This window comes from Bradyrhizobium sp. SZCCT0148 (assembly GCF_018129985.1).
In the GTDB taxonomy this organism is placed as follows: domain Bacteria; phylum Pseudomonadota; class Alphaproteobacteria; order Rhizobiales; family Xanthobacteraceae; genus Bradyrhizobium; species Bradyrhizobium japonicum_H.
Genome location: NZ_JAFCKT010000009.1, coordinates 20,714 through 42,652, shown reverse-complemented (window position 1 = coordinate 42,652; position 21,939 = coordinate 20,714). Strand labels below are relative to the sequence as shown.

21 protein-coding genes are annotated in these 21,939 nt (G+C 64.8%); 15 read left to right on the top strand and 6 right to left on the bottom strand.

The window, feature by feature from the left end:
* Genes trpC through JQ580_RS23940 form a run of 3 tightly spaced genes read right to left on the bottom strand, consistent with a single transcriptional unit; the run spans window position 1 to window position 3,759 of the window.
* The gene (trpC, locus tag JQ580_RS23950) at window positions 1-822 is read right to left on the bottom strand and encodes an indole-3-glycerol phosphate synthase TrpC (protein ID WP_212282667.1); all 822 of its coding nucleotides are present in this window, start codon (window positions 820-822) and stop codon (window positions 1-3) included.
* Window positions 823-829: 7 nt separating this feature from the next.
* Window positions 830-1,843, bottom strand: coding sequence for an anthranilate phosphoribosyltransferase (trpD, locus tag JQ580_RS23945; protein WP_212282666.1), 1,014 nt, complete (start codon window positions 1,841-1,843; stop codon window positions 830-832).
* Window positions 1,844-1,857: 14 nt separating this feature from the next.
* Window positions 1,858-3,759: a SurA N-terminal domain-containing protein gene (locus JQ580_RS23940; protein ID WP_212282665.1), complete on the bottom strand. Its 1,902-nt coding sequence runs from the start codon at window positions 3,757-3,759 to the stop codon at window positions 1,858-1,860.
* A 222-nt stretch (window positions 3,760-3,981) separates the two neighbouring features.
* On the opposite strand from JQ580_RS23940, the gene tpiA reads away from it, so the two are divergent.
* The 6 genes from tpiA (at window position 3,982) to JQ580_RS23910 (ending at window position 9,646) form a co-directional block, all read left to right on the top strand.
* Window positions 3,982-4,737 (top strand): triose-phosphate isomerase, encoded by a 756-nt coding sequence (tpiA, locus tag JQ580_RS23935; protein WP_212282664.1) that lies wholly within the window; start codon window positions 3,982-3,984, stop codon window positions 4,735-4,737.
* Between the two features lie 138 nt (window positions 4,738-4,875).
* Window positions 4,876-5,262, top strand: coding sequence for a preprotein translocase subunit SecG (gene secG / locus JQ580_RS23930; RefSeq protein WP_212282663.1), 387 nt, complete (start codon window positions 4,876-4,878; stop codon window positions 5,260-5,262).
* 166 nt (window positions 5,263-5,428) lie between these two features.
* Window positions 5,429-7,060, top strand: coding sequence for a CTP synthase (locus tag JQ580_RS23925; RefSeq protein WP_106952647.1), 1,632 nt, complete (start codon window positions 5,429-5,431; stop codon window positions 7,058-7,060).
* An 83-nt stretch (window positions 7,061-7,143) separates the two neighbouring features.
* Window positions 7,144-7,470, top strand: a complete 327-nt coding sequence (locus JQ580_RS23920) for an NIPSNAP family protein (RefSeq protein ID WP_212282662.1) — start codon at window positions 7,144-7,146, stop codon at window positions 7,468-7,470.
* Window positions 7,471-7,592: 122 nt separating this feature from the next.
* A complete protein-coding gene (gene kdsA, locus JQ580_RS23915) occupies window positions 7,593-8,441 on the top strand; it encodes a 3-deoxy-8-phosphooctulonate synthase (protein ID WP_212282661.1) in 849 nt (282 codons plus the stop codon).
* Window positions 8,441-9,646, top strand: coding sequence for an MFS transporter (locus JQ580_RS23910; RefSeq protein ID WP_212282660.1), 1,206 nt, complete (start codon window positions 8,441-8,443; stop codon window positions 9,644-9,646). Before kdsA ends, JQ580_RS23910 begins: the two co-directional genes overlap by 1 nt.
* A gap of 60 nt (window positions 9,647-9,706) precedes the next feature.
* Here the strand turns inward: JQ580_RS23910 and JQ580_RS23905 are convergent, their stop codons facing one another.
* Window positions 9,707-10,504, bottom strand: a complete 798-nt coding sequence (locus tag JQ580_RS23905; protein WP_212282659.1) for a substrate-binding domain-containing protein — start codon at window positions 10,502-10,504, stop codon at window positions 9,707-9,709.
* Between the two features lie 16 nt (window positions 10,505-10,520).
* Complete coding sequence (queF, locus tag JQ580_RS23900) at window positions 10,521-10,997, bottom strand: preQ(1) synthase (RefSeq protein ID WP_212282658.1); 477 nt, start codon at window positions 10,995-10,997, stop codon at window positions 10,521-10,523.
* Between the two features lie 124 nt (window positions 10,998-11,121).
* Between queF and eno the strand changes: the two genes are divergently transcribed.
* Both eno and JQ580_RS23890 read left to right on the top strand, forming a co-directional pair.
* Window positions 11,122-12,405, top strand: a complete 1,284-nt coding sequence (gene eno, locus JQ580_RS23895) for a phosphopyruvate hydratase (RefSeq protein ID WP_212282657.1) — start codon at window positions 11,122-11,124, stop codon at window positions 12,403-12,405.
* A gap of 44 nt (window positions 12,406-12,449) precedes the next feature.
* Complete coding sequence (locus JQ580_RS23890; protein ID WP_212282656.1) at window positions 12,450-13,583, top strand: zinc-binding dehydrogenase; 1,134 nt, start codon at window positions 12,450-12,452, stop codon at window positions 13,581-13,583.
* 60 nt (window positions 13,584-13,643) lie between these two features.
* Here JQ580_RS23890 and JQ580_RS23885 read toward each other — a convergent pair whose 3' ends face one another.
* Window positions 13,644-14,381, bottom strand: a complete 738-nt coding sequence (locus tag JQ580_RS23885; protein ID WP_212282655.1) for an SDR family oxidoreductase — start codon at window positions 14,379-14,381, stop codon at window positions 13,644-13,646.
* A 98-nt stretch (window positions 14,382-14,479) separates the two neighbouring features.
* Here JQ580_RS23885 and JQ580_RS23880 point away from each other — a divergent pair, with 98 nt between their 5' ends.
* The 7 genes from JQ580_RS23880 to pdhA all read left to right on the top strand — a co-directional run bounded on the left by JQ580_RS23880 (window position 14,480) and on the right by pdhA (window position 21,932).
* Window positions 14,480-15,463 (top strand): AraC family transcriptional regulator, encoded by a 984-nt coding sequence (locus tag JQ580_RS23880; protein WP_409363229.1) that lies wholly within the window; start codon window positions 14,480-14,482, stop codon window positions 15,461-15,463.
* Between the two features lie 114 nt (window positions 15,464-15,577).
* Entirely contained in the window at window positions 15,578-16,576 is a 999-nt protein-coding gene (locus JQ580_RS23875) for an MBL fold metallo-hydrolase (RefSeq protein WP_212282653.1), read from the top strand.
* 215 nt (window positions 16,577-16,791) lie between these two features.
* Window positions 16,792-17,343, top strand: a complete 552-nt coding sequence (locus JQ580_RS23870) for an NADPH-dependent FMN reductase (RefSeq protein ID WP_212282652.1) — start codon at window positions 16,792-16,794, stop codon at window positions 17,341-17,343.
* Window positions 17,344-17,467: 124 nt separating this feature from the next.
* On the top strand, window positions 17,468-17,785 hold the full coding sequence (locus tag JQ580_RS23865) for an FtsB family cell division protein (protein WP_212282651.1): 318 nt from the start codon (window positions 17,468-17,470) through the stop codon (window positions 17,783-17,785).
* A gap of 207 nt (window positions 17,786-17,992) precedes the next feature.
* Complete coding sequence (locus JQ580_RS23860) at window positions 17,993-18,952, top strand: helix-turn-helix domain-containing protein (protein ID WP_212282650.1); 960 nt, start codon at window positions 17,993-17,995, stop codon at window positions 18,950-18,952.
* Between the two features lie 174 nt (window positions 18,953-19,126).
* The gene (adh, locus tag JQ580_RS23855) at window positions 19,127-20,644 is read left to right on the top strand and encodes an aldehyde dehydrogenase (RefSeq protein WP_212282649.1); all 1,518 of its coding nucleotides are present in this window, start codon (window positions 19,127-19,129) and stop codon (window positions 20,642-20,644) included.
* Between the two features lie 265 nt (window positions 20,645-20,909).
* Window positions 20,910-21,932, top strand: coding sequence for a pyruvate dehydrogenase (acetyl-transferring) E1 component subunit alpha (gene pdhA, locus JQ580_RS23850; protein ID WP_212282648.1), 1,023 nt, complete (start codon window positions 20,910-20,912; stop codon window positions 21,930-21,932).
* The last annotated feature ends 7 nt before the right edge of the window (window positions 21,933-21,939 follow it).

Below are 21,939 nucleotides of genomic sequence, written 5' to 3'. Positions count from 1 at the left end.
TCAGCGCGTGCCCGTCGCGCGCGCCGTCGTCTCGCGCGCGAGCAGCGTGCGCGTCGCTGCGGTGACGTCGGCCTGCCGCATCAGGCTCTCGCCGACCAGGAAGGTCGACATGCCGACACGTGCGAGCCGGGCGAGATCGGCAGGCGTGAAGATGCCGCTTTCGCCGACCATCATCCGTTCCCCGGGGATCAGCGGTGCCAGCATTTCGCTGGTCGCGAGCGTGGTCTCGAAGGTGCGAAGATTGCGGTTGTTGACCCCGATCATCGGCGAGCGGAGCTTGAGCGCGCGGTCGAGCTCGGCGCGGTCGTGGATTTCGATCAGCACGTCCATGCCGTAGGCGATGGCGGCATCTTCGAGATCTTTGGCGGTGGCATCATCGAGCGCGGCCATGATGATCAGGATGCAGTCGGCGCCGTGCGCACGGGCCTCGACCACCTGATAGGTGTCGAACATGAAATCCTTGCGCAGCACCGGCAATGACGTCGCCGCGCGCGCCGCCACCATGAAGTCCAGATGGCCCTGGAACGAGGGCGTGTCGGTCAGCACCGACAGGCAGGCCGCGCCGCCGGCTTCATAGGCCCTGCCGAGCTGCGGCGGATCGAAATCGGCGCGGATCAGCCCCTTCGACGGCGAGGCTTTTTTGACCTCCGCGATCAGCGCGTAGTCGCCATTGGCGTGCTTGGCCTTGATCGCGCGCACGAAGCCGCGCGGCGCGGCCTGCGCCTTGGCCTTCGCCTCGACGTCCGCCAGCGGCTGCGCGCGCTTGGCGGCGGCGATCTCGTCGCGCTTGTAGGCTTCGATCTTGGTGAGGATATCCGACATGTCAGGCTCAGCCGTTCGAGACCGCGATCAGGTGCTTCAGCTTCGCGTTGGCTGCGCCGCTGTCGATCGAACGGGCGCCGATCGCGACGCCCTCCTTGAGGTCCTTGGCACGGCCGGCCACGATCAGCGCCGCGGCGGCGTTCATCAGCGCGACGTCGCGGTAGGCGCTCGGCTTGCCGTCGAGCACGCTCTGCAAGGCGATTGCATTGGCGTCGGCGTCACCGCCCTTGAGCGCGCCGGCGTCGCAACGCGGCAAGCCTGCCTCCTCCGGCGTCACCTCGAAATTCCGGATCTCGCCATTGTGGAGCGCGGAGACGAAGGTCGGGCCGGTGAGGGTGATCTCGTCGAGGCCGTCGGAGCCGTGCACCACCCAGGCGGATTCGGAGCCGAGGTTCTTCAGCACCTGCGCCAGCGGCTGCACCCATTGCCGCGAGAACACGCCGACCATCTGCCGCTTCACGCCCGCCGGGTTGGACAGAGGGCCGAGCAGGTTGAAGATCGTGCGCGTGGCCAGCTCGACCCGGGTCGGACCGACGTTCTTCATGGCCGGGTGATGGGCGGGAGCGAACATGAAGCCGATGCCGCATTCGCGCACGCAACGGCCGACCTGCTCGGGCCTGAGGTCGATCTTGACGCCGAGCGAAGCAAGCACGTCGGCCGCGCCCGAACGCGACGACAGCGCGCGATTGCCGTGCTTGGCCACCGGCACGCCGGCGCCCGAGACGATGAAGGAGGCGCAGGTCGAGACGTTGACCGAGCCGGAGCCGTCGCCCCCGGTGCCGACGATGTCGACGGCGTCAGGCGGAGCCGTGACGGTCAGCATCTTGGAGCGCATCGCCGCAACCGCGCCGGTGATCTCGTCCACGGTTTCGCCGCGTACCCGCAGCGCCATCAACAGGCCGCCCATCTGCGAGGGTGTGGCTTCGCCCGACATCATGGCATCGAAGGCGGAAGCCGCTTCGTCACGCGACAGGCTGGCGCCGGTCGCCACTTTTCCAATGATCGATTTCAGGTCGTCCATCGCGTGCTTTCAACTTACTGCTGGTTCGCGCCGGTCACCTGCGCGAAGGCGGCCTGATTAATGGTGGTCCCGATGTCGGTTTCGAGCTTGTTGACGTAGGAGGCAACCTGCTCTTCGGTCTGGGCACGGTCGAGGCTTTCCTTCAGCTTCTTGACGGCCTCTGAGGTGGTGTCGACCGAGGGATCGACGATGTCGGTGACGCGGAACACGATCAGCTCGGTGCCGCCGGTCACAGGCGTCTGTCCGACACCGTCCTTGGCGGTGCGGAAGGCGGCTGCGACGACCGCTGCGGGCACGCCGGCGGGCGTGTCATCGCGCTTGAAGCCGGTCGCGCTCTCGACCTTGGCGCCGATCGCTGCGGCCTCATCCGCGAGCTTGCCGCCAGCTTCGAGCTTCTGCACCATTTCGGTCGCCTTGGTCTTCAGCTTGGCGGCGATCTGGTCCTGGCGCCAGCGCGCCTCGACCTGGTCACGGACCTCGTCGAGATTGCGGTCGCGCGAGGGCGTGATGGCGAGCACGTCGTACCAGACATAGCCGCCCTTGAACGAGATCGAGTCGTTGTCGACGCCGACATCGGTGTTGAAGGCCTGCGACACCACGTCGAGGCCCTGCGGAATGTTGGCGACCGGCTGGCCGTTCGGGGCGCGGCCGGAGCGGTCGACCGCATCGATGGTCACGGCGGTGAGGCCGAGCTTCTGCGCCGCGTCGATCACGCTGGCGCCGCCGCCGCGCTCGTCTTCCATCTTGTCGCGGAGTTCGGCAACCTTGACGCGCGCGCGCTCGGTGGCGATCTCGCGCTTGATGTCGCCTGCGGCGCTGGCGTAGTCCGCCTCCTTGCCCGGCTCGATCTTGTCCACCTTGACGATGGAGGTGCCAAGCGCGCCCTGGATCGGCTGGCTGATCTCGCCGGCGGGAAGCGCGAAGGCGGCTTCGCCAACCGCAGCATCCAGCGAGGATTTGGTGACGAGGCCGAGGTCGACATCGGAGGCGCTCAGCCCGCGTTCCTTGCCAAGGTCCTCGAACGACATGCCGCCGACGAGACGCTCCCGGGCGGTCTGCGCTTCGGCGGCGTTGGGGAAGACGATCTGCTGGATCTGGCGCTTCTCCGGCGTGCCGAGCCGGTCCTTGCGCTGCTCGAACACCTTTTTGGCGTCCTCGTCGGAAACCTCGCTCCACTTGCCGATGTCTTCGGGCGAAACCACCACGAAGGAGATCTTGCGGTATTCGGGCGCGCGGAACTGGACCTTGTGGTCTTCGAAATAGGCCGCGAGCGCCTCGGGCGAGGGCGCGTCGATCTGGCCGGCCTGGGCGGCATCGAGCCTGACGAAATCGATGGCGCGTTGCTCGTTCTGGAAACGCGTCAGCACGTCGATCATCGCCTTGGGCGGCTCGAGGCCTGCCCCGATCGTGCCGGTGATCTGCCGGCGCAGCGACACCTTGCGCTGCTCGGCGACGTAGCGCTGCTCGGTATAGCCGAAATTGCGGATCACGGCCTGGAAGCGGTTCGCATCGAAATTGCCGCCGACGCCCTTGAAGTTGGGGTCGTTCATGATGACCTGGCGGATCTGGTCATCGGACTGGCCGAGCCTGAGCCGGCGCGCCTCCTCGTCGAGGGCGGCTTCGGCGATGGTCTGCTGCAGCACCTGGCGGTCAAGGCCGAAGGCACGCGCCTGGTCGGGCGTCAGCGGACGGCCGAACTGCCGGCTGATCTGCTGCAGGCGGTCCGTGTAGATCTGTCGGAACTCGTTCAGCGAAATCTCGGTGCTGCCGACCTTGGCCACCGTGGACTGCCCGAAGCCCTTGAAGATGTCGGCGATCCCCCAAACGCCGAAACTGATGATCAACACGCCCATCACCACGGCCATGATGGTCTTGCCGAGCCAGTTCGATGAGGCCTTGCGCATTCCTCGAAGCATTTGGTCCAACTTGTTTGAGCAGGAGGGGAACGGAGCGCGTCTTAATGCAGATTCCGCAAAAGCGCGTCACCAAATTGATCAATCATCATAAAGTGGCGGCTTTCCCCCCGCAACCTCGGGTCACGCGGCCGTTCGAAGCTGCGGTTAAAGGCCCCTGGTCTCTGGAACTGCCGCGGCAGCTCTGCTAGCGCATGCACAAACCTCATTCTGCTGGAAATTGACATGACCGACGCCATCCGCCACCTGATCGCCGGCAATTGGAAAATGAACGGCCTGCAGGCCCAGGCTGCCGAGTTCGACGCCATGCTCAACGGCGCGGCAGATGTGGCCGCAAAAGCCGATCTGCTGGTCTGTCCGCCTGCGACCCTGATTGCCGCCTTCGCCGACAAGGCGCGTGGCAAGAAGGTCGCCGTAGGGGCCCAGGATTGCCATCCCAAGGCCTCCGGTGCCCATACCGGCGATATCGCCGCCGAAATGCTGGTGGACGCGGGGGCAAGCGCCGTCATCGTCGGCCATTCCGAGCGTCGCGCCGACCACGGCGAGGGCGATGCCCTGATCCGGCAGAAGGCCGAGGCCGCCTGGCGCGCCGGGGCTAAGGCGATCGTCTGCATCGGTGAGACCCAGGCCCAGCGTGACGCCGGCCAGACCCTGGAGATCCTTCGCGGGCAGCTCGCCGGCTCCCTGCCTGAGAGCTCGACGGCTGCGAATCTCGTCGTAGCCTACGAGCCGGTTTGGGCGATCGGAACCGGGCTCACCCCCACCGCCGAGGATGTCCAACAGATTCATGGATTTATCCGGGAACTCCTGACCTCCCGGTTCAAGGCCGATGGTGCCAGGATGCGCATCCTCTATGGCGGTTCGGTCAAGCCCTCCAATGCAGCCGAGCTGATGGCGGTCAAGAACGTCAATGGCGCGCTGGTCGGCGGCGCCAGCCTGAAGGCGGCCGATTTTCTTGCGATTGCGAAGGGCTGCCCCTAGCTAACCTCACGGCGCGGCCGGGGCCGATCGGGGGTGGCAATGGCCGGTCTGATCGTGTAACACCGCGCAACTTCAGGAAAACCCGCGAAGCGCGATCGGCCGCCGTCAGGCGCCGCCCGCTTGTGACGGAAGGACACTATGCAGACCGTTGTCATCGTCATCCACCTCATGATCGTCGCCGTCATGATCGGCGCTGTCCTGCTCCAGAAGTCGGAAGGCGGCGGCCTCGGCATGGGCGGCGGCGCAGGCTTCATGTCGAGCCGCGGCACCGCCAATCTCTTGACGCGGACCACCGCGATCCTCGCCGCGGGCTTCTTCCTCACCAGCATGTTCCTGTCCTGGCATGCGGGCTACAGCCGCGCGCCGTCGTCGATCATCGGCACGCCGGCCTCGCAGGGCCAGCCGGCCGGCGGAGCGCCGATCGCGCCCCCGACATCGGGCGGCATCCTGGATTCGTTGAAGAAGGCGGACGAGCAGCAGCAGGCGCCGGCTCCGAGCGGCCCGCAGGTGCCTCGCTCGCAATAAAGCAGGGGGGCCATGCAGGGCGGTGGCTACCGTCCTGCATCAAAAATCCCCATCAAGGCACTGTCACCACTCTTCATTTTGGCTCACCCACAGGCCCGCAGAATTCTTGGGGCGGAATACGAATCGCTTTGGCGAATCGAATTTTGGGGATTAGAGGTTAAGTCCCATGGCGCGGTACATATTCATCACCGGCGGCGTGGTTTCTTCGCTCGGCAAGGGTCTGGCTTCAGCGGCACTCGGTGCGCTGTTGCAAGCCCGGGGCTACAAGGTCCGCCTCCGCAAGCTCGACCCCTATCTCAACCTCGATCCCGGAACGATGTCGCCGTATCAGCACGGCGAAGTGTTCGTGACCGATGACGGCGCGGAGACCGATCTCGATCTCGGTCACTACGAGCGCTTCACCGGCCGTCCTGCGACCAAGCAGGACAACATCACCACCGGGCGAATCTACCAGGACATCATCTCCAAGGAACGTCGCGGCGATTATCTCGGTGCGACCATCCAGGTGGTTCCGCACGTCACCAACGCCATCAAGGAATTCGTTCTCTCCGGCAATGACGATTACGATTTCGTGCTGGTCGAGATCGGCGGCACCGTCGGCGACATCGAGGGCCTGCCGTTCTTCGAGGCGATCCGTCAACTCAAGAACGAACTGCCGCGTGATCACGCCATCTACATCCATCTCACGCTGCTGCCTTACATTCCAAGCGCCGGCGAGTTGAAGACCAAGCCGACGCAGCACTCCGTGAAGGAGCTGCGCTCGATCGGCATCCAGCCGGACATCCTGCTCTGCCGCACCGACCGCGAGATACCCAAGGAAGAGCGGCGCAAGCTGGGGCTGTTCTGCAACGTGCGGGAAAGCGCCGTGATCGAGGCGCGCGACGCCGACAGCATCTACGCCGTGCCCGAGGCCTATCACGCAGCGGGCCTCGACGACGAAGTGCTCGCCGCCTTCGGTATCGAATCGCGCATCCCGCCGGTGCTCAAGAGCTGGCACCAGATCAACGAACGCATCCGCAATCCCGAGGGCGATGTCACCATCGCCATCGTCGGCAAATATACCGGGATGAAGGATGCGTATAAGTCGCTGATCGAGGCGCTGTCGCATGGCGGCATCGCCAACAAGGTCAAGGTCAACCTCGACTGGATCGAGAGCGAGATCTTCGAGAAGGAAGATCCCGCGCCGTTCCTCGAGCACGTCAACGGCATCCTGGTGCCCGGCGGCTTCGGCCAGCGCGGTGCGGAAGGCAAGATTCGCGCGGCGCAATTCGCGCGAGAGCGCGACGTGCCGTATTTCGGCATCTGCTTCGGCATGCAGATGGCGGTGATCGAGGCGGCGCGAAACCTCGTCGGCATCGAGGAAGCCAATTCCACCGAGTTCGGCCCGACCAAGGAGCCGCTGGTCGGCCTGATGACGGAATGGCTGCGCGGCAACGAGCTCGAGAGGCGCTCGAACGCTGGCGATCTCGGCGGCACGATGCGGCTTGGCGCTTATCCCGCAGCCCTTAACCGCGGCAGCCGCGTCTCGGAGGTCTATGGCGGCGCGACCGAGATTTCCGAGCGCCATCGCCATCGTTACGAGGTCAACACCGCCTACAAGGATCGCCTCGAGCAGCATGGATTGAAATTCTCAGGGCTCTCGCCAGACGGTGTGCTGCCTGAGATCGTCGAATACGAGGATCACCCCTGGTTCATCGGCGTCCAGTTTCACCCCGAGCTGAAGTCGCGGCCGTTCGAGCCGCACCCGCTGTTCGCCTCGTTCATCCAGGCGGCGATGGTGCAGAGCCGGCTTGTGTGATTGCTCGCCTGCCTTTGACGGGCGCGCGATTTGTTGCGACAACTCCCTTCCGCAAGAACAACAATGCAGGGAGTTGAACTTCAATGATTTACGAGATGCGCATCTATCGCTGCTTGCCCGGCCGGCTGCCGGCGCTTCTGAAACGGTTCGAGACCGCCACGCTGAAAATCTGGGAGAAGCACGGCATCAAGCAGGCAGGGTTCTTCACCACGCTGATTGGTGAGTCAAACCAGGAGCTGACCTATTTCCTGGCCTGGGACTCGCTCGCCGAGCGCGAGAAGAAGTGGGGCGCGTTCATGACCGATCCGGACTGGATGAAGGCCCGCGCCGAAAGCGAAGCCGACGGCCAGATCGTCGGCAACATCGTCAGCCAGATCCTGACGCCGACCGCGTTCTCCGCGGTCAAGTAGCAGCTCCTGCGAGGGAGGCGCCGGGCTTCCCGGCGCAACCCTGATATTCAAGCAGTCCCGGGCGAATAGGGTTGATCCGACCCCGATCGGGGCTATGGTCGCGCCGAAACGAGGGATTGGCCTTGAGCTCTTCGCATTCGGCGGCGCCGGTCGTCACCATTGGCACGGTCAAGTTCGGCAATGATCTGCCGATCTCGATCATTGCCGGACCTTGCCAGCTCGAAAGCCGTCAGCATGCGCTCGAAGTGGCTTCCGCGCTGAAGGAGATCGCCGCGCGGCTGAACATCGGCCTCGTCTACAAGACCTCTTTCGACAAGGCGAACCGCACCAGCGCGTCGGCTGCGCGCGGGCTGGGTCTCGCGCAGTCGCTGCCGATCTTTGCAGAGATCCGCGCCTCGCTCGGACTGCCTGTCCTGACCGACGTGCACGATGCCGCGCAATGCGCCGAGGTGGCGCAGGCGGTGGACGTGTTGCAGATCCCGGCCTTCCTGTGCCGGCAGACCGATCTGCTGCTCGCCGCGGCCGCCACCGGCAAGGTCGTCAATGTCAAGAAAGGCCAGTTCCTGGCGCCCTGGGACATGACCAACGTGGTGAGCAAGATCACCGGCGCGAACAATCCGAACGTGCTCGTCACCGAACGCGGTGTCTCCTTCGGCTACAACACGCTGGTCTCCGACATGCGCGCATTGCCGATCTTGGCGCGCACCACCGGCGCGCCCGTGATCTTCGATGCCACCCATTCGGTGCAGCAGCCGGGCGGGAAGGGTGCTTCCTCGGGCGGCGAGCGCGAATTCGTGCCGGTGCTGGCACGCGCCGCAGTCGCGGTCGGGGTGGCCGGCGTCTTCATCGAGACTCATCCCGACCCGGACCGCGCGCCCTCGGACGGCCCCAACATGGTGCCGCTGCGCGAATTCGAGGGGCTGATCGCAAGGCTGATGGCGTTCGACGCGCTGGCAAAGAACCCGCGCTGATGCAGCAGGGCGAGGCGCGGCCGCACGACCACGGCTTGCCGACAGCGCTCTACGTCATATCAGGCGCAAGCTTTGCCGCAGCGCTTTCGGCACGCGCGCTCGATCCGGTGCTGCCGCATGTCGCCGAGGATTTCGGCGTCAGCATCGCCACCGCCGCGGGGTTTGCCGCGGTGTTCGCCTTCACCTTCGCGATCATCCAGCCGATCGTCGGCGCCGCCGCCGATCTGTTCGGCAAGACGCGGCTGATGATCGGCTGCCTCGCGCTGCTCGGCCTTGCCAACATCCTCGGCGCATTCTCGACCTCGTTCCCGGTTCTGTTTGCAACCCGGATCCTGGCCGGCATTGGCTCCGGCGGCGTGTTTCCGGTGGCGCTCAGCCTGACCAGCGATCTCGTCGGGCCCGAGAAACGCCAGGTCGCGATCAGCCGCACGCTGGCCGGCGCGATGACCGGCAATCTGCTCGGCGCCTCCGCCTCCGGCCTGATCGGCGATTTCCTCGGCTGGCGCGGCGTGCTCGCGGTGCTCGGTGGACTCGTGATCGTGGCGTCGATCGCGGTCGCCGCCGGCTTTCGCGGCGCCAGGGTCAAGCATCCGCCGAAGACCAGCCTGTCGGCGCTGAAGGCGGGCTATCGCACCATCTTCACCAATCCGAACGCCTACGTGTGCTACTCGGCGGTGTTCATCGAAGGCTGCTGCGTGCTCGGCCTGTTTCCGTACATCGCCTCGTTCCTGTTCGAGCTTGGGCAGACGTCGCTCTCGATCGCCGGCATGGTCATCGCGGGCTTTGCGGTCGGTGGCCTGTTCTACACGCTGACGGTGTCGCGCCTGCTGCCGTGGCTCGGCGTCAAGGGCATGATGATCGCGGGCATGACGCTGGTCGCCTCGCAGCTCGTCGCTGTCGCCTTCGGCCCGCGCTGGGAGGTGCAGGCGCTGAACCTCGTCGTGATGGGCTGGGGCTTCTACATCGCCCATGGCTGCCTGCAGGTGTTCGCCAGCGAGCTCTCGGTCGAGGCGCGCGCCACCGCGCTGTCGCTGCATTCGTTCTTCTTCTTCATGGGACAGACGGTCGGGCCGCTCGCCTACGGCTTCGGCCTTCAGCATGGCGGCAAGATGCCGACCCTGTTCGCGAGCGCCGCGATCATGATCGTGCTGGGCTTCGTCTGCGCCCGGCTGCTGAAGCAGCGCGCGCCATCCGACGCGCGCTGAGTGCGCCTCGCCGTACGGAGGTGTCCAGCGGGCAGGACCTGGCTAACGGGCAGGGCTTGGCTAATTTCCCCCGGCAGCGGTGATGGGCTCCATGCCACTGGCGATGATCGCTTCGCGCGCGGCCGGGGAGGCCAGGAATTTGATCAAGGCACGGCCGGCCTCGGGCTCCTTCGACGCGGTCGCAATCCCGGCAGAGAAGATCGTGATCTTCTGCAAATCGTTGGGCAGCGGTCCGACGATATCGATGCCTTTCACAGGCTTCAACTCGCTGATCTGCTGGAAGCCGAGCTCGGCCTCGCCATGCGCGACGATCTCGCCCACGGGAGTCGCCGGGATCTTGCGCGCCTTGTCCTTCATGGCGTCGGTGATGCCGAGCTTGTCGAACATCTCGGTCGAGACGTATACGCCGCTGGCGCTGTCGGAATAGGCGATCGTCTTTGCCGCGAGGAGTGCGCGCTTGACTGCCTCGACCGAGCTGATGTCCGGCTTCGGGGCACCCGACTTCACGGCGACCCCGATCGGCGATTTGGTCAGATCGACCTGGCTGCCGGCAACGACCTTGCCCTTGCCCGCGAGGTCGGTCAGCGCATAGCCCACCATGATCAGGACATCGGCGGGTTCGCCGCGATCGAGCCGCATCGGGATTGCGTTCGACGTCGTGCCCATCGACGGGCCGTATTCCGTCAGCACCTTGTTGCCCGTGGCCTTCTCGAATTCGGGCACGAGCGCCTTGTAAGCGGCCGTCAAGCCGCCCGAGATCATCACGCGGACCTCGGCGGCCTCGGCCGCGCCGGTGAGCCAGAAGACGCTCAGAACACCCAATGCAACCTTGCGGAACGCGGCTGGCATCGATTTCATGATCGCTCTCCTCTCGCTAGCCCCGCCCGCGATAGGGCGCAACGCCTTGCTCGGGCACCCACAGGCCGTTCGGCACGCGGCCGGTCTGCCAGAACACGTCGATTGGAATGCCGCCGCGCGGATACCAGTAGCCGCCGATGCGCAGCCATTTCGGCTTGATCTCGCTGGCAATGCGTTTGCCGATCATCACCGTGCAGTCTTCGTGAAAGGCGCCGTGATTGCGGAAGCTCGCGATGTAGAGCTTGAGCGATTTCGACTCCAGCAGCCACGGACCCGGCGCATAGTCGATCATCAGATGCGCGAAGTCCGGTTGGCCCGTCACCGGGCAGAGCGAGGTGAATTCCGGCACCGTGAAGCGCACCAGATAGTCGGTCCCGGCTTGCGGGTTTGGCACGCGGTCGAGCTTGGCCTTCTCAGGCGTATTCGGCCATTCCACGGCGCGGCCGAGCTGCAGATCAGGGGAGTTCTTCGATTTGCTGGGTTTTTTCGACATCAGGCCGCCTCCGTGGCGCCCTCTTAGCCAATCATGCGATGGCCGTCACCCGGCCTTTTCCGCCTCGATGCATTGCGGTAGAAGCACCGCCAACTGCCCCCTTTGTCCCCGAAAAGAGGCCCTCATGACCGCCATCATCGACATCATCGGACGCGAAATCCTGGATAGCCGAGGCAATCCCACCGTCGAGGTCGATGTCGTGCTGGAAGATGGCGCGCTCGGCCGGGCCGCGGTGCCGTCGGGCGCCTCCACCGGCGCCCATGAAGCCGTGGAACTGCGCGACGGCGACAAGGCGCGCTATCTCGGCAAGGGCGTCACCAAGGCGGTCGGCGCCGTCAACGGCGAGATCTTCGAGGCGCTCAGCGGCCTCGATGCGGAGCAGCAGGCGCAGATCGACCAGATCATGATCGACCTCGACGGCACCGCGAACAAGAGCCGGCTCGGGGCCAACGCCATCCTCGGCGTCTCGCTGGCCTGCGCCAAGGCGGCCGCGAACTCGCTCGACATGCCGCTCTATCGTTACGTCGGCGGCACCTCGGCGCGCCTCCTGCCGGTGCCGATGATGAACATCATCAATGGCGGCGTCCACGCCGACAACCCGATCGATTTCCAGGAGTTCATGATCCTGCCCGTCGGGGCATCGTCCTTCGCTGAAGGCCTGCGCTATGGCGCCGAAGTCTTTCACACGCTCAAGTCAGAATTGAAGAAGGCCGGCCACAACACCAATGTCGGCGACGAGGGCGGCTTTGCCCCGAACCTGCCGTCGGCCGATGCCGCGCTCGAGTTCGTGATGAACGCAATCGGCAAGGCCGGCTTCAAGGCGGGCACCGACATCGTGCTCGGCCTCGACTGTGCCTCGACCGAGTTCTTCAAGGACGGCAAATACGTCTACGAAGGCGAGAGCAAGACCCGTTCGATCTCCGAGCAGGCCAGATATCTCGCGGACCTCGTCGGCCGCTACCCGATCGTCACGATCGAGGACGGCATGTCGGAAGACGACATGGACGGCTGGAAGGAGCTCACCGATCTGATCGGCAAGAAGTGCCAGCTCGTCGGCGACGACCTCTTCGTCACCAACGTCAAGCGCCTTGCCGACGGCATCAAGACCGGCCGTGCCAATTCCATCCTGATCAAGGTCAACCAGATCGGCACGCTGACCGAGACGCTCGCCGCTGTCGAGATGGCGCACAAGGCCGGCTATACCTCGGTGATGTCGCACCGCTCCGGCGAGACCGAGGATTCCACCATCGCCGACCTCGCGGTCGCCACCAATTGCGGTCAGATCAAGACCGGATCCCTTGCACGTTCCGATCGCACCGCCAAATACAACCAGCTGCTGCGCATCGAGCAGCAGCTCGGCAAGCAGGCGCTCTACGGCGGCAGGGCGGCACTGAAGGCGCTGGCATAAGGCGGCGCTTCCATTCGCGCAAAGACCGACAGGGGAGGATCGACATGAGTGACGGCCAGACCGGACTTCAACTGCGTTCGCTGCTGAAGAAGAGCGGTGAGCTGGAATTGTCCCTCGTCAATGTCCCGACCCCGGAGCCGGCTGACGACGAAGTGGTCGTCCGCGTCGAGGCGACGCCGATCAACCCCTCCGACCTCGGCCTCCTGATCGGGCCCGCCGACATGTCGGCCGCCAAGGTCTCCGGCACCAAGGAGATGCCGGTCATCACAGCGACGATGCCGGAGGCGGCGATGCGGATGATGGCAGCCCGGCTCGATCAGTCGCTGCCGGTCGGCAACGAGGGCGCCGGCACTGTCATCCGGACCGGATCGTCGGATGCAGCAAAGGCGCTGATGGGCAAGACGGTGTCGATGATCGGCGGCGCGATGTACACGCAGTATCGCGTGCTGAAGGTCCGCGACGTCATGGAGCTGCCGGCGGGCACCACGGCCGCCGACGGCGCGTCCTGGTTCGTCAATCCGTTGACTGCGCTCGGCATGACCGAGACGATGCGGCGGGAGGGCCACAAGGCGCTGGTGCATACGGCGGCGGCGTCCAATCTCGGTCAGATGCTCAACAAAATCTGCATCAAGGACGGCATCGGCCTCGTCAACATCGTCCGGAGCAAGGAGCAGGCCGACATCCTGCGCAAGATCGGCGCCAAGCACATCGTGGATTCCAGCGCGCCGAGCTTTACGGACGATCTCACCAATGCGCTGGTCGAGACCGGCGCGACGATCGCCTTCGACGCCATCGGCGGCGGCAAGCTGGCCAGCCAGATCCTGACCGCCATGGAAGTTGCGGCCAACAAGACCGCGAAGGAATACAGCCGCTACGGCTCCAACGTGTACAAGCAGATCTATATCTACGGCAGCCTCGACAACCGTCCGACCGAATTGAGCCGGTCGTTCGGACTGACCTGGGGCGTCGGCGGCTGGCTGCTGACCCCGTTCCTGCAGAATATCGGTCCGGCCGAGGTCGGCCGCCTGCGTCAGCGCGTGGCGTCCGAACTCAAGACCACCTTCGCCAGCCATTACACCAAGGTGGTGTCGCTGGCCGAGGTGCTCGATCCCGCCAACATCGCGGTGTACGCCAAACGCGCCACCGGCGAAAAATTCCTCATCAGCCCGAACAAATAATCGGGCTGTGCGAGGGCGGAAGATTTCGGGGCGGGGCGCGGCGGCGGCTTGATCGACGCATCATGCCTGAGCAGTTGGGCGGACGACGATCTCGCCGACGTCCACATTGTCCGGTTGGCCTATTGCAAAAGCGATCGCTTCGGCGATGGCGCTCGCAGGAATGGCGATTGCCTTCATGGCCGTCTCTCCCTGTTGCCTGAGCTCGGAATCCGTCATCGAGGAGGGGAGCTCGGTGTCGACATAACCGGGGGAGATGGTCGTCACGCGAAGCGACGGACCGGCCTCCTGGCGAAGCCCCTCGGAAATCGCCCTGACGGCGTTCTTCGACCCCGCATAGACCGCCATTGTCGGAACGATCCTGATCCCGGCAGTTGACAGCGTGTTGACGAAATGGCCGAAGCCCTGACGTCGAAAGACAGGCAAGGCCGCGGCAATCCCGTAGAGCACGCCCTTCACGTTCACGTCGATCATGTCCTCCCAGTCGTCCACCCGGAGGTCGTCAAGGCGGGAGATCGGGGCAATACCCGCATTGTTGATCAGGACGTCCAGCTTCCCGTACTGCTCTGTTGCAAGTGCGACGAGTCCGGCAACATCCTGGCGCTGCTTGACGTCGATGGCGCGATACGACGCCTTTCCGCCCTTTGAGACGATGCTCGCGGCAAGCGTCTCCAGTCTGTCGCGGCGTCGCGCGCCGAGGACCACGACGGCGCCGTGCTCTGCGAGATACCGGGCGGTCGCTTCGCCAATTCCGCTGCTGGCGCCCGTGATGGCTATGACCTTGCCTGCGATATCCGTCATGGCTGTTCCCTCAGTTCGATTGCAGGACGAACGTCGCATCGGAAGCTTGGATGATCTATGTTCGAGCGGGTCGAAAATCGTCGAGATCGGATCAAGCCTTGGACAAACTCTCGGATGAGCATCTGGGCAGGACGTTGGACTCTGAGACCTTGGACCCCCTGTCTCAGGTCTTCTCACTCTTGGACGTTCGCGCCGCGCGATGTACGCGGTTCGAGGCGGGCGGCAGCTGGTCGTATCGGTTCCCGGCAAAATCCGCCCTGAAGTTCGGCGCGGTCATTCAAGGCGAATGCTGGATCGATTTCGGCGACGAAACCCGCCATCAGCTCGCCTCCGGAGATTGCTTTCTTCTCTCCAATGCGCCGGCCTATGTTCTGGCCAACGACGAACACCTTGCTCCCGAGGATGGTATCGCGGCATTCGATTGGGCGCAGTCGGACGTCGCGCGCCATGCCGGCGGCGATACCGTGTTGCTCGCCGGCAGTTTCGGCTTTGAAGCGACGAACGCCGAATTGCTGCTCGACGCGCTGCCGCGCTTTCTGCTCATACCGTCACGCAGTGCGCCGGCGCCCGTCATTCAGTCCACCCTCCGGATTCTGGACCTCGAAATCAGGGGGACGGGAATTGGAGCGGCGGTGCTCACCAACAGGCTGGCCGACGTCCTGCTGGTCCAGGTGCTCCGTGCGGCGTTGGATCAAACCGACGGCGAGGGGCTCGGATGGATCAATGCGCTGGTCGATGCCCGGATCGGCAAGGCAATCGGGTTGATGCACGCAGATGCCGCTCACCCCTGGACCCTGGACGCATTGGCCGGCGCGATCGCGATGTCGCGATCTGCGTTTTCGAAGCGGTTCAAGTCTCTGGTCGGGCTGTCGCCGCTCGACTACTTGCTTCGCTGGCGCATGCGGCTGGCACGCGACCAACTGCGGCTTGGCGCCAGCGTTTCTACAACCGCCGCGCGATTAGGATATTCGTCGGAAAGCGCCTTCGGGCACGCCTTCAAGCGAGTCTACGGCCAGGCGCCGAAGCGATACTGGCGCAGACAGGCGATAGACGAAAAATTCCTCATCAACCCAAATAAATAATGGTGGTCCGCGACGGCAGGTCACCGCAGGAAGGGCTTGCCTTCTGAGCGAAGCGCGGGATTATTCCGCCGCCATCGAATGCGGAAAACCGCAAGGGCTCAGAAGGACCTCTCCATGACCGATCTCAATCGCCGTCATTTGCTTGCAGGCGCCGCTGCCGTCGGTGCGGCCGCAGTCACCGGCCTTCGACCGACCGCCGTCGATGCCGCCGTGCCGCAAGCCGGGACGCAGGCGCCGGGCTTCTATCGCTACAAGGTCGGAGCTTTCGAGTGCACCTCGATCAACGACGGCGCGCGCACCTTCCCGATGCCGGACAAGTTCGTTGCCAACAAGCCGAAGGAAGACGCGTTGGCCGCAGGCGAGGCGGCCTACATGCCGAAGGGCATGGTCACGGTGCCGTTCAACCCGCAGCTCATCAACACCGGCTCCAAGCTCGTGCTGATCGACACCGGCAACGGCGTCGCCAATCTCGAGGCGAGCAAGGGCGCCGTCGGTCGCACCCTGCAAAATCTCCAGGCTGCCGGGGTCGATCCCAAGAACATCGACATCGTGCTGCTCTCGCATCTGCATCCCGATCACACCAACGGCATCCGTCTCGCCGACGGCTCGCTCGTATTTCCCAATGCGGAGATCATGGTGCCGGGCAAGGACTGGGAGTTCTGGACCAGCGAGGACAACATGGCCAGGGCCGAGTCCAACCCGATGATGAAGAACTACCTCACCAACGTGAAGAAGACCTTCGCCGGGCTCGAGTCCAGGATCACCAAGTTCGAGTGGGGCAGGGAGGTCGCGCCGGGCATCACCTCGATCGCGACGCCTGGCCACACGCCGGGCCATACCTCGTTCGCCGTCGCCTCCGGCGATGCCAAGGTGCTGATCCAGTCGGATGTCACCAACATTCCGGAATTCTTCCTGCGCAATCCCGACTGGCACGTGATGTTCGACAACGACGCCGCGCTGGCACAGGAGACGCGTCAAAAATTCTACGACATGGCGGCGGCGGAGAAGGCGACCGTCATCGGCTTCCACTTCACGTTCCCGTCGGTCGGCCATGTCGAGAAGGACGGCGCCAAGTACCGCTTGATTCCGTCGGCGTGGAATCCGACGATCTGACCGGCGTTGGACATTCGCGATAGATCGGGCCGCCGCTTGGCGGCCTGATTTGTTTGGAACGAATGATGCGGGTCGATCATAGCCCGGGTGCCCCACCGTCTGCTTTCGCGAAACACAGCGTTTCCAAATCCGGCCGGTTCATGCACTTGCATCCATCGGGCGGGATCGTTTAAGTGCCAACGCGGCACTCCAGCTCAAGCCCTCAAGGACACCTCATGGCCTACAACATCGTCACGATCGCCGGCAGCCTGCGCAAGGACAGCTTTTCGCTGAAGGTGGCCAATGCGCTGGCCAAGCTTGCGCCTGATACGCTCAAGCTCGAGGTCGTCACGCCGGCCGGCATCTCGTTCTTCAACCAGGACCTCGAGGGCGCGCCGCCCGCGGACTGGCTGGCCTTCCGCGACAAGCTGCAGAAGTCGGACGGCGTCATTTTCGTCACGCCGGAATACAACCGCGCCATCCCGGGTGTGCTGAAGAACGCCATCGACGTGGCCTCGCGGCCCTACGGCAAAAGCTCGTTCAATGGCAAGCCGGTCGGCATCATCTCGAATTCACCGGGCCCGCTCGGCGGCGTCAGCGCCGCAAAGACGCTGCAGAACATCCTGCCGGGTATTTCCGGCCCGATCATGCAGCAGCCGGAGGCCTATCTGAACGCGGTCGGCGACGCCTTCGACGCGGACGGCAATCTGGTCAAGGAGTCGCTGAAGCCGGTGCTCCAGGCCTATATCGACGCCTTCGCTGCGCATGTCGCCAAGCACCACGGCTGAGACCTCATTCTCCCGTCACGGCCGGGCTTGTCCCGGCCGTGACGTCGTGCCCCGGCACGACGAGAGGTCTTGGGAGTAGGGGGCGATTAGCACTCCCTTAACCAACCTGTCCCATCTTCCCAGGATGGTCTCCCGCGCGCGCCTGAAATCGATCCTGACCGGTCTCGCCCTCTATGCGATGGCCGTGGCCATCGTCGGCTATTTCGGCGTCAACGCCTACACCGGCAAATACGGCCTCAACGCGCGCCAGGAACTCGACCAGGAGATCATCGCGCTGACCAGCGAACTGGCCCAGCTCAAGCGAGAGCGTGCGAGGAGCGAGCAGCGGGTGTCGCTGCTGCGGTCGGAGCGGATCGACCCCGACATGCTGGACGAGCGGGCGCGCTTCCAGCTCGACTACGTCAATCCGCGCGATCTCGTTCGAATGATCCCGGCGAGGTAGCGTTTCCGCTAGCTTCGAAACCGACAGCGAACGCAAAATTCGCCCCTGTGGCTTTCCCTCCTGCGAAGGTCGTAACTCCGGAACCCGGCGGCCGCCTTGACGGCGGCGCCGCAACGGGCTCTTGCCTGTGCGGCGCTCTTTCGAAATTGACGCAGATCAACCGCGCAGCGCCGGCACATCCTAGTCTGTCTCCCGGAGGAAACTGTGATGAATGGGTCCATGCCCCGGCATCACGCGGCCCGTGTCGAGGCCGCCATCGCGTCAGGTCAGGCGGCAAGGTCCGCGCTCGTGGCCTCGTGGCGCCGTTCGTCCAGATTGCATCGTCTCGATCCCGGCGGCCGCACCTCGCCGTTGCGGCTGACCGAAGCCGAGCTGCTTCAGGCGCGTGAGCGCGTTGCGCCGCTGCTGGCTGCCGCGCAAGTCGCGATGGATCGGCTTTATCAGGCCGTCGGCGCCAGCGGCTGCTGCGTGCTGCTCGCCGACGGCGAGGGCGTGCCGGTCGATCGTCGCGGCACAGCGGCGGACGACGCGACCTTTCAGTCCTGGGGTCTGTGGACCGGTGCGGTGTGGAGTGAGGAGCACGAGGGCACCAACGGCATCGGCACCTGCCTCGTCGAGCAGCGTCCGCTGACGATCGACCGCGACCAGCATTTCTTCGCCCGCAACACGCTTCTGAGCTGCACCGCCGTTCCGATCTACGACCATGAGGCGTCGCTGGCGGGTGTGCTCGACGTTTCTTCGTGCCGGGCTGACCGCACCGACGCATTTTCCAGCCTGATCGCACTTGCAGCGGGCGAGGCGGCCAAGCGTATCGAAGCTGATCTGTTTCGCAGGGCGTTCAGCCATGCCCGTATCGTCCTGACGCAAGCTGCGGACGGCCAGTACGGCGGCCTCGTCGCGGTCGATGCGGACGACCTCGTGATCGGCGCGACCCGCTCGGCCCGGGCGGCGATTGGAATTGCCCCTGGCCAGGCCCTGCAGCCGGTGCCCGCGGCCGATCTCCTCGGCGGCGATATCACGCGTGATCATCTTGCTGGCGGCCAGCGCGCGGTGGTGCAGCGCGCGCTGCTCCGCGCCGGCGGCAATGTCTCGGCAGCCGCCAAGGCCCTCGGCGTCAGCCGCGCTACGCTTCACCGGAAGCTGAAGCGGTTCGAGCTGGATCACTGAGCGGCGCTGCTTCCGTCGTGCACTCAACCTCGGCCGCCACTGTCGCAGAACTGCGACAGGTCAGCCCCGCCATCGCTTCCGCCCCGGCTGACAGACGACGCCTCCCGCGACATCGTCCGCACAAGTCGCGCCAACGCGACGGATTGCGCAAACAGCAAACATCGGGAGTGATCAATGAACAAGGTAGAATTCCTCAGTGTGACCAAAATTCCATTTGCCGAACGCTATGACAATTTCATCGGCGGCAAATTCGTCGCCCCGGCCGCCGGCAAATATTTCGACAATGCTTCGCCGGTGAACGGACAGATCGTCTGCAAGATTGCGCGCTCGGACGCCCAGGACGTCGAGCTGGCTCTCGACGCGGCGCATGCCGCCAAGGCCGCCTGGGGCCGCACCAGCGTCGCCGAGCGCGCCGCGCTCCTGAACCGGATCGCCGACCGCATGGAAGACAATCTCGAACGTCTCGCGATCGCCGAGACCTGGGACAACGGCAAGCCGATTCGCGAGACCCGCGCTGCCGACATCCCGCTCGCCATCGATCACTTCCGCTACTTCGCCGGCGTCGTGCGGGCCCAGGAAGGCTCGATCGGGGAAATCGACCACGACACCATCGCCTATCATTTCCACGAGCCGCTCGGCGTGGTCGGCCAGATCATCCCTTGGAACTTCCCGTTGCTGATGGCCTGCTGGAAGCTCGCGCCCGCGCTCGCCGCCGGCAATTGCGTCGTGCTCAAGCCTGCCGAGCAGACCCCGGCCTCGATCATGGTCTGGGCCGAGATCATCGCCGACATCCTGCCGCCAGGCGTCCTCAACATCGTCAACGGCTTCGGCCTTGAGGCCGGCAAGCCGTTGGCATCGAGCCCGCGGATTGCCAAGATCGCCTTCACCGGCGAGACCACGACGGGCCGGCTGATCATGCAGTACGCCAGCCAGAACCTCATTCCGGTCACGCTGGAACTCGGCGGCAAGTCGCCGAACATCTTCTTCAAGGACGTCACCGCCGAGGACGACGATTTCTTCGACAAGGCGATCGAAGGCTTCGTCATGTTTGCGCTGAACCAGGGCGAGGTCTGCACCTGTCCAAGCCGGGCGCTGGTCCACGCCGACATCTACGACCGCTTCATGGAGCGGGCCTTGAAGCGCGTCGCGGCGATCAAGCAGGGCGACCCGCGCGCGGCCGACACGATGATCGGCGCCCAGGCCTCCGGCGAGCAGCTCGCAAAGATCCTCTCGTACATCGACATCGGCAGGCAGGAAGGCGCCAAGGTGCTGGCCGGCGGCGGACGTGCCGAACTCGCAGGCGATCTCGCCGGCGGCTTCTATGTCCAGCCGACCGTGTTCGAGGGCCACAACAAGATGCGAATCTTCCAGGAGGAGATCTTCGGCCCCGTGGTCTCGGTCACGACATTCAAGACCGACGACGAGGCCCTCGAGATCGCCAACGATACGCTCTACGGGCTTGGAGCCGGCGTCTGGAGCCGCGACGCCAACCGCTGCTACCGCTTCGGCCGCGCGATTCAGGCCGGCCGGGTCTGGACCAATTGCTACCACGCTTATCCCGCCCATGCGGCGTTCGGCGGCTACAAGCAGTCGGGCGTCGGTCGCGAGACCCACAAGATGATGCTCGATCATTATCAGCAGACCAAGAACCTTCTGGTCAGCTACAGCCCGAAGAAACTTGGCTTCTTCTGATCGGACAGCCGGAGAGGGCGGCGCCATCTCGGCGCCGTTCGCTCCGGCTGCCGGAATCGGCGCCACGGGTTCTCGATCCCGCCACGAATCTGCGTGCGTCATGGCGCGCATGGATTTGTTGCCCGATCAGCGCCAAAGATTTTGCAATATTTCGATCACATTGCAGTGCGGCATAATGAAAGTCGTGCCATGCCGCTGCGGTGCTTTCCAAGGGCGTTTGAGTTGGGTTAGAGAGGACGAAAGTTTTCTCTGACCCGGAATTCCCATGGCCGCACCCAAGAAAGCCGCCGCAAGCACTCCACAGGACAAGACCGACGGCGGTTCGCCCCCGGAATTCACCAGGGAACAGGAGCTCAAGGCGCTCCGCGACATGCTCCTGATCCGGCGGTTCGAGGAAAAAGCCGGCCAGCTCTACGGCATGGGCGCGATCGGCGGCTTCTGCCACCTCTACATCGGACAGGAAGCCGTGGTGGTCGGCATGCAGATGGCCCTGAAGCAGGGCGATCAGGTCATCACCGGCTATCGCGATCACGGCCACATGCTTGCTACCGGGATGGACGCCAACGGCGTGATGGCCGAGCTCACCGGCCGCCGCGGCGGCTATTCCAAGGGCAAGGGCGGCTCCATGCACATGTTTAGCAAGGAGAAGCACTTCTACGGCGGCCACGGCATCGTCGGCGCCCAGGTCTCGCTCGGCACGGGTCTCGCCTTCGCCAACAACTATCGCGGCAACGGCAATATCAGCGTCACCTATTTCGGCGACGGCGCGGCCAACCAGGGCCAGGTCTACGAGAGCTTCAACATGGCGGAGCTCTGGAAGCTGCCGGTGATCTACGTCATCGAGAACAACCGCTACGCCATGGGCACCTCGGTCTCGCGCGCCTCGGCGCAGCAGGATTTCTCCAAGCGCGGCGCGTCCTTCAACATCCCCGGCAAGCAGATCGACGGCATGGACGTCCGCGCCGTCAAGGCCGCCGGCGAGGAGGCTGCGGCCTGGTGCCGCGCCGGCAAGGGTCCCTTCATCCTGGAGATGCAGACCTACCGCTATCGCGGCCACTCGATGTCCGACCCTGCAAAGTATCGCACACGCGAGGAAGTCGAGAAGGTCCGCCACGACCAGGACCCGATCGAGCAGGTGCGCAACCGCCTGTTGGCCGCCAAGGTCAGCGAGGCGGACCTCAAGGCGATCGACGCCGAGGTGCGCGACATCGTCAACGCGTCCGCCGATTTCGCCCAGCATGATCCCGAGCCGGATGCCGCCGAGCTCTGGACCGACATTTACCGCTGAACGCGCG